Origin of the sequence: Alienimonas sp. DA493 (assembly GCF_043951915.1) — a bacterium.
In the GTDB taxonomy this organism is placed as follows: Bacteria; Planctomycetota; Planctomycetia; order Planctomycetales; family Planctomycetaceae; genus Alienimonas.
Genome location: NZ_JBINJD010000215.1, coordinates 1 through 7,124 on the forward strand (window position 1 = coordinate 1; position 7,124 = coordinate 7,124).

The 7,124-nt window shown below is 72.9% G+C and carries 5 protein-coding genes and 1 pseudogene; 3 read left to right on the forward strand and 3 right to left on the reverse strand.

Annotated features, from left to right (window positions below):
* From ACG2DA_RS20820 to folD, 3 genes and pseudogenes are all read right to left on the reverse strand, one after another.
* Nucleotides 1-934: pseudogene (locus ACG2DA_RS20820) on the reverse strand (hypothetical protein); the annotation flags it as partial.
* A 105-nt stretch (nt 935-1,039) separates the two neighbouring features.
* The gene (dprA, locus tag ACG2DA_RS20825) at nt 1,040-2,206 is read right to left on the reverse strand and encodes a DNA-processing protein DprA (protein WP_395258369.1); all 1,167 of its coding nucleotides are present in this window, start codon (nt 2,204-2,206) and stop codon (nt 1,040-1,042) included.
* Nucleotides 2,207-2,422: 216 nt separating this feature from the next.
* Entirely contained in the window at nt 2,423-3,298 is an 876-nt protein-coding gene (gene folD, locus ACG2DA_RS20830) for a bifunctional methylenetetrahydrofolate dehydrogenase/methenyltetrahydrofolate cyclohydrolase FolD (protein ID WP_395258371.1), read from the reverse strand.
* Between the two features lie 142 nt (nt 3,299-3,440).
* On the opposite strand from folD, the gene ACG2DA_RS20835 reads away from it, so the two are divergent.
* The 3 genes from ACG2DA_RS20835 to ACG2DA_RS20845 form a co-directional block, all read left to right on the forward strand.
* Nucleotides 3,441-5,534 carry an NADPH-dependent assimilatory sulfite reductase hemoprotein subunit gene (locus tag ACG2DA_RS20835; protein ID WP_395258372.1) on the forward strand — a complete coding sequence of 698 codons (2,094 nt, stop codon included), beginning with the start codon at nt 3,441-3,443 and terminating at the stop codon, nt 5,532-5,534.
* A gap of 37 nt (nt 5,535-5,571) precedes the next feature.
* A complete protein-coding gene (locus ACG2DA_RS20840; RefSeq protein WP_395258374.1) occupies nt 5,572-6,636 on the forward strand; it encodes a YheT family hydrolase in 1,065 nt (354 codons plus the stop codon).
* Nucleotides 6,637-6,702: 66 nt separating this feature from the next.
* A partial coding sequence (locus ACG2DA_RS20845; RefSeq protein WP_395258376.1) for a helix-turn-helix domain-containing protein occupies nt 6,703-7,124 on the forward strand: 422 nt, incomplete at its 3' end.

A 7,124-nucleotide genomic window follows, 5' to 3' on the forward strand; every position in this document is an offset into this window, starting at 1 on the left:
CGGCCGGCGCCACGGGGTCCCCGCCGAACGGATCGGCGGCGGGGGCCGCGGCCGGCTTCGCCTTGGAGGCGGACGCCGAGGCGGCCTCCAGCGAGACGGCCTCCCGCGTATCGGAGGGCGCCGGCTCGGCCGACACCGTCTTGACGGCCGGTCGGTCCGCCGAGCCGCGCGGAGACGGATTGCCCGGAGGCGGATTGCCCGGGGGCAGGGAGCCCGGGGCCGGGGCGACGGGCGTCGGCCGGGCGGTCGAGGCGAACAGGCCGCCGGCGGGCTCGTCGGCGTTGCGGTGCGGCGCCGGCATCGCCGGGGCGGCGGCCGGGGTCGGATCGCTCCACCGATCGTCTGCCGACACCAGCGGGTCGGCCGGGGCCGGCGCCGGGGTCGTTTTCGGCGGCGTCAGGCTCACGTTGTCCAGGGCGTCGCCGGCGGGGGCGTCCGCCATCAGTTCGAACGCGGCGGCGTGTTCATGGTCGTGCTCATGCTGCCCGGCGGCCGGCTCGGGCTCGTCGCCCCACAGCGCCGCCAGGTCCGCCTCCGAACCGGGGGCGCCGTTCTCCGGCCAGTCGTCCTCCGCCCACCCCTCGCCCAGCGCGTCCTCCTGGGGGGCGGCGTCGGGCGATTCCGCCAGGGCGCCGGCGGGCGGCTCGTCCAGACGCACCTCCCACAGCCCTGTGAACCAGACCCCGCCGCACACCGCGGCGGCGGCGGCGGCGGACCAGACGATCCGGTTCGGCCATGGGCTCTCGGCCCCGGCGTCGTAGGCGGCGAAGGTCGACGCGAAGGTCGGCGACGGCTCGTACGCCCCGCCGGCCGCAGCCTCATGCGGGGCGCCGTCGTCCGGCCGGCCGCCGTCGAACGCGACCGGGTCGCCCCCGGCGTCGTCGGTCAGATCGGCGTGCGAATCGGCGGAGCGGTCGGCGGGCGGCCAGTGCATCGGGCGGGTCCCGGGGGAAACGACGGAACCGCTTCCTTAGTTCCGACCGCCCGCCCGGGGGAATGCCGGTTCCCGCGGACGCCCGGCCTCCGGCGTCCGGCGTCGTCAGGTCCGCTCCAGGCGATTGCCCGGCAGGCGGCGGAGGAGGCGCTTCATCTCCAGCGTGGTCAGCGCCGCCAGCGCTCGGCCGGGGCCGAACTGCTCGACGGCCTCCGACTCCATCACCACGTCGACGCTCACCGCCTCGCCGACAGGCACCGCGGCAAGCGCCGCCGCCTCAACGTCCGACAGACTCCGCGGAGACTCCTTCGGAGCCGCAGGGTCGACGCCAGACTCTCGATTGTCTCCCGCCCCGAGAGTCAACGAGAGTTGTGAGGCCGTCTGCGGGCGTTTCCACTCCCCGCCGAGGTCCGCGAGCACGTCGTCGGCGTCGCGGATCAGCGTGGCGCCGTCGCGGAGAGCGTCGAGGCACCCGTCGCAGCCGTCGTCGATTCGACCGGGCACGACGAACACCTCGCGGTTCTGCTCGAGGGCGTGCCGGATCGTGTGCAGCGCCCCGCTCTTGCGGCCGGCTTCGACGAGGATCACGCCCAGCGACAGCCCGGCGATGACCCGGTTCCGCTGCGGAAACAGGCCGCGGGTCGGCGCCTGACCCATGGGGAACTCCGTGACGATCGCCCCGTTGGCGGCGATCTCCTCGGCGAGGCCGCGGTGCTGGGGCGGGTAGACGGTGTCCATGCCCGTCGCGGTGACGGCGAGGGTGCGGCCGCCGGCCTCCAGGGCGCCGCGGTGGGCGGCGGCGTCGATCCCCAGCGCCATCCCGCTGACGACCGTCAGCCCGGCCCGGGCCAGCGAACGGGCCAGGGTCCCGGCGGTGCGGGCGCCGTAGGTCGAGCAGCGCCGGGAGCCGACCATCGCGATCGCCGCGGCGTCGTTCGGCGTCAGCGTGCCGCGGACGTACAGCACCCGCGGGGCGGTGGGGATCTCCGCCAGCAGCGGCGGGTAGCCGGGGCCGCCGAGGTGCAACACCGTCACCCCGGCGTCGGCGGCCCGGCGGAGCTCCTCGTCGGCGTCCCGTTCGGTCGTGCGTCGGAGCGCCCCGACCACCTTCGCCCCGATGCCGGAGATCCGCCGCAGGTCGGCGTCGGCGGCGGCGAACACGGCGGCGGGGGAGCCGAAGGTGCCGCACAGCACCTCCGCGGTGCGGGGTCCGACGCCGGGCGTGAGGTTCAGCCGGACCGCGGCGCGGAGTTCGGGGGTCGGTTCGCTCATCGTTCTCCCCTCTCCCTTGAGGGAGAGGGGTCGGGAGTGAGGGTGACGCACGGTTCGCCCGCCCTCGCTCGCTGTGTTGAGCCGTCGGAGTGAGAGTTGGCGGACAGTGAACGGCCGGCGGAGATCACAGCCCCCTCACCCCCGGCCCCTCTCCCCCAAAAGGGGGGCGAGGGGAGTTCCCGCGGCGGCGCCGTCACTGAACGCTCGCCCGTCACGCTATTTTCCCTGCGTTTGCAGTTCGGCCGCGGTGAGCGTGTTTCGCAGCAGCACGGAGACCGTCATCGGGCCCACGCCGCCGGGGACCGGGGTGAGGGCGCCGGCGACTTCGTTCACGGCGTCGAAGTCCACGTCGCCGCACAAGCCGCCGCCCTCGGACTCAGGCAGGCGGTTGATGCCCACGTCGATCACCGCGGCGCCGGGTCGGACCATCTCGGCGGTGACGAACTTCGCCCGGCCGATCGCGGCGACGAGGACGTCCGCCTCCCGGCAGACGGCGGCGAGGTCCCGCGTGCGGCTGTGGCAGACGGTCACCGTGGCGTCCGCCCCGCGGGCGAGCAGCAGCATCGCCATCGGCTTGCCGACGATCTCGCTGCGGCCCAGCACCACCGCCCGTCGGCCGGCGGTGGGGACCTCGGCGGCGGCCAGCAACTCCATCACCCCGGCGGGCGTGCAGGGGGCGAACCGCGGGCGGCCCTGCGACAGCAACCCCACGTTCTCCGGGTGAAAGCAGTCCACGTCCTTCAGCGGGGCGACCGCGTCCAGCACGGCCCGTTCGTCCATCTGCTCCGGCAACGGCAGCTGCACGAGAATGCCGTGCACCGCCGGGTCGGCATTCAAGCCCTGCACGAGGGAGAGCAGTTCCTCCTGCGAGGCGGACGCCGGCAGGGCGTGCAGGCTGGAGCCGATGCCGGCCTTCTCGCAGGCCCGCTGCTTGTTGCGGACGTAGACGGCGCTGGCCGGGTTGTCGCCGACGACCACCGCGGCCAGGTGCGGCGTAACGCCGGTCCGCCGCGTGAAGGCGGCGACGTCGGCCGCCACCCGCTCCCGGTAGGCGGCGGCGGTCTGTTTGCCGTCGATCGGGCGGGCGGGCATCGGGGGGCGCCTTGTCGCGGGGGAACGGGGGTCCGGGTGTGCGGGGAACGCCCGGAGTCTTACGATGCGGGCCCGAAATCTCACCCCCACCGCACTGGTAACGCCGCGGCCCCGCGAGGCCTCGGCGTTACGGATCGAAGATATGGCCGACAGCACCCCCCAACAGCACAAGGGCGAACAGTCCGACGCCGGTCCGGCGGTGAGCGAACTGGAACACCTCAAGCGGGGCTCCAACCACCTCGAGGGCACGCTGCCGGAGGAGCTGGCGAACGACAGCGCCAAGTTCAGCGCCGACGCCGCGCAACTGCTCAAGCACCACGGCTCCTACCAGCAGGACGACCGCGACGTCCGCAAGGACAAGACGATCGCCAACGACGAGGACGGTCGCTGGTACATGATGATGGTCCGCACCGGCGTGCCCGGCGGGCGGCTGACCGCGGAGCAGTTGCTCGCGGAGATCGACCTGTCCGAGAAGTGCGGCAACGGCACCGTGCGGGCGACCAGCCGGCAGGGCTTGCAGGTGCACGGGGTGCTCAAATCGAACATCCGGGAGACGATTCGGGAGATCAACCGGATCAAGCTGTCCACCTTCGCCGCCTGCGGCGACGTGGGCCGCAACACGATGTGCTGCCCGGAGCCGACCGACGACCCGGTCCGCCACGCGATGCAGCGGGACGCGGAGCAAGTCGCCAAGCTGCTCCGGCCCCGCACGAACAGCTACTACAACATCTGGCTGCGGGACGCCGACGACCCGGAGGCGGAGAAGATCGACGTCACCGCCCATCACCCGATGAAGGACCTGCCGGCGGTCCCCGGGGCCGACCGGGACGCGGGCAACGACGCGGTCGAGCCGCTGTACGGCACGGTCTATCTGCCGCGGAAGTTCAAGGTCGGCTTCGCCCTGCCGGAGGACAACTGCGTCGACGTGTACAGCCAGGACCTCGGCTTCATCGCCGTCCGCGACGAGAACGCCCCGGACACGCTGGCCGGGTACAACGTGCTGGTCGGCGGCGGGATGGGCATGACGCCGGCGAAGAAGGACACCTTTCCCCGCCTGGGCAGCCGGCTGGGCTTCGTCGAGCCCGGCGACCTGCTGGCGGTCACGGCGGCGGTCGTCCGGGTGCAGCGGGACCATGGCGAGCGGCAGAACCGCAAGCGGGCCCGTCTGAAGTACCTGGTGCACGACCGCGGGCTGGACTGGTTCCGCGAACGGGTGGAGGAAGACCTCGGCCGCAAACTGGAGCCGCCGCACGCCGCGGACGTGACGGACGTGGACGACCACCTCGGCTGGCGGAAGCAGGGCGTGGCCGAGGACGGCACGACGCTGTGGTACCTCGGCCTGCCCGTCCCCGACGGCCGCATCGCCGACTTCGACGAGGACGACCCCCACGGCGGCGGGCAGTGGAAGAGCTGCCTGCGGGAACTGCTGACGACCTACGGCAACGAGGTCCGCATCACCCCGCTGGTGGGCATCGTGCTGTGCGGATTCCGCGAGGACCAGAAGCCGGCCGTCGGGGAGATCCTCCGCAAGCACCGCTGCCAGCCGGCGGAGGAGCTGTCCCTGATGCGCCGCAACAGCATGGCCTGCGTCGCCCTGCCGACCTGCGGGCTGGCGGTGACCGAAAGCGAACGCGTCATCGGGCAGGTGCTTCAGGACATCGAGCGCCGCGTCGCCCAGTACGGCCTGTCCGGCGAACGCCTCAGCGTGCACATGACCGGCTGCCCGAACGGCTGCGCCCGGCCCTACACGCCGGACATCGGCCTCGTGGGCAAGGCCCGCAACAAATACACGCTGTACCTCGGCGGCCGCGTGGACGGCACCCGGCTGGGCTTCCTGTACAGGGACATGGTCCCGCTGGAGCAGATCGCGGAGGTCGTCTCCCCCGCCCTGGCCTACTTCAAGCAGGCCGGCCGCAACGTCGGCCAGCCCGGCGGGGAGACCTTCGGCGACTTCTGCGCCCGCGTCGGCAAGGAGGACCTGGAGCGGTACGCCAAGGAAATGCAGAGCGAATCCGACACCCTCGGCGGGGAGATCGACTCGCTGACCGACGACCAGCTCGCCGACCTGATCGACCGCTTCGCCGACGACCTCTCCGCGGAACAACTGAAGACCGCCGTGGAGACCGGCCGCGGCCGCCGGTCTTCCTCGGGATCGGGGAACGGCCGGCTCGCCGCGGTCCTCGAGTCCGCGGAGAAGCGGTTCGCCGTCACGCCGTCGGCCAAGGTGGCGGGATGAGGCCCGGCCGGGCGGGCGTCGCCCGGTACACTCTGCCATGAACGCCGCCCCGATCCGGTTCGCCGCCGCCGACCTGCCGGACTACCCGGCGAAGTGGTTGGGGACGCCGGGGGCGGGGCATCTCCACACCGCCTCGGCCCAGGTGTTCGGGGAGATCCCGGCGTTCTCGCCGGTGGCCGGCCGCAGCGCGGACGACGGCCCCAGCGAGGCGCTGGAGATTCCCACCTCCGACGGCACCGGCGACCGCCTCGCCGCGGACCTGTTTCTGCCGGAGGTCGAGCGGCCGGGCCGTCCGCTGGTCGTGCTGTTGCACGGGCTGGGCGGGGACGCGGAGAGCGCCTACGTGCGAGCCTGCCTGTCCGACCTGCTGGGCGCCGGGCTGCGGGTCGTCGCCCTGAACTTCCGCGGCGCCGGCCGCAGTCATGAGACGTGCAGCGAATACCTGCACCCCGGCCGCACCGGCGACGTGCGGGCCCTGCTGGAATACCTGGAGGACGAGACCGAACGCGACCTGTTCGAGTCCGGCGCCATCCTGGTGGGGTTCAGCCTCGGCGGGTCGATCCTGCTGAAGGCCCTCGCCACGACCGACCCGGAAATCCTGCACGGGGTCCGGGCCGCGGTGACGGTCTCCGCCCCGCTGGACCTCGCCGCCTGCTCCCGGCGGCTGGGCCGCGTGCGGAATCACGTGTACGAGGCGTACCTGCTCAAGCGCATGCGAGACCAGATCCACCTCAGCCCCGGCGGGGTCAGCGAGGAGGAACTCGCCGCCGTGGACAGCGCCGGCTCCGTCTGGGAGTTCGACGCCACCTTCACCGCTCCCCGCCGGGGCTTCGACGCGGTGGAGGACTACTACCACGAGGACAGCGCCGGCCACCGGCTCGGCAAGATCAAGGTTCCCACGCTGCTGATCGTCGCCGACGACGATCCGTTCGTCCCGCTGGAGACCTACGAACAGTTCGACTGGGACGCCTGCCCGCACCTGGTCCGCAAGCGGACCGCGACCGGCGGACACACCGGCTTCCTGTGCGAAAGCGGCCCCCTGTACCACTCGCGGTGCGTCATGACGCTGGCGGAACTCGGCGCCGCGGGGGCCGGCGACTAGTGGAGCGTTGCATCTGATCCGAATAGATAGATATTCTCCGCGGCGGTTTCCCCACGGAGGATGTTCATGGCCCCGCCTCACAAGGTCGCGGTTCGGCTCACCGGCGAGCAGCGGGCGACGCTCGACCGCCTGATCCGCACCGGCACGCACCCCGCCCGGATGCTGATGCGGGCCCGCATCCTGCTGAAGGCCGACGCGGACGGCCCCGACGCCGCCAGCGACGTGCAAATCGGCCGGGAGCTCGGCTGCTCGGCCATGACCGCCCGCCGGGTGCGGCAGCAGTTCGTCGCCGAGGGGCTCGACGCCACGCTGCATCGCAAAAAGCCGACCGGCCGGCAGTACCGCAAGCTCGACGGGGCGCAGGAGGCGCAGCTGATCGCCGTCGCCTGCTCGCCGGCTCCTGATGGCCGCGCCCGCTGGACGATGAAGCTGCTGGCCGAGCGGCTGGTGGAGCTGGAGGTGGTCGAGTCGATCGACCCGGCCACCGT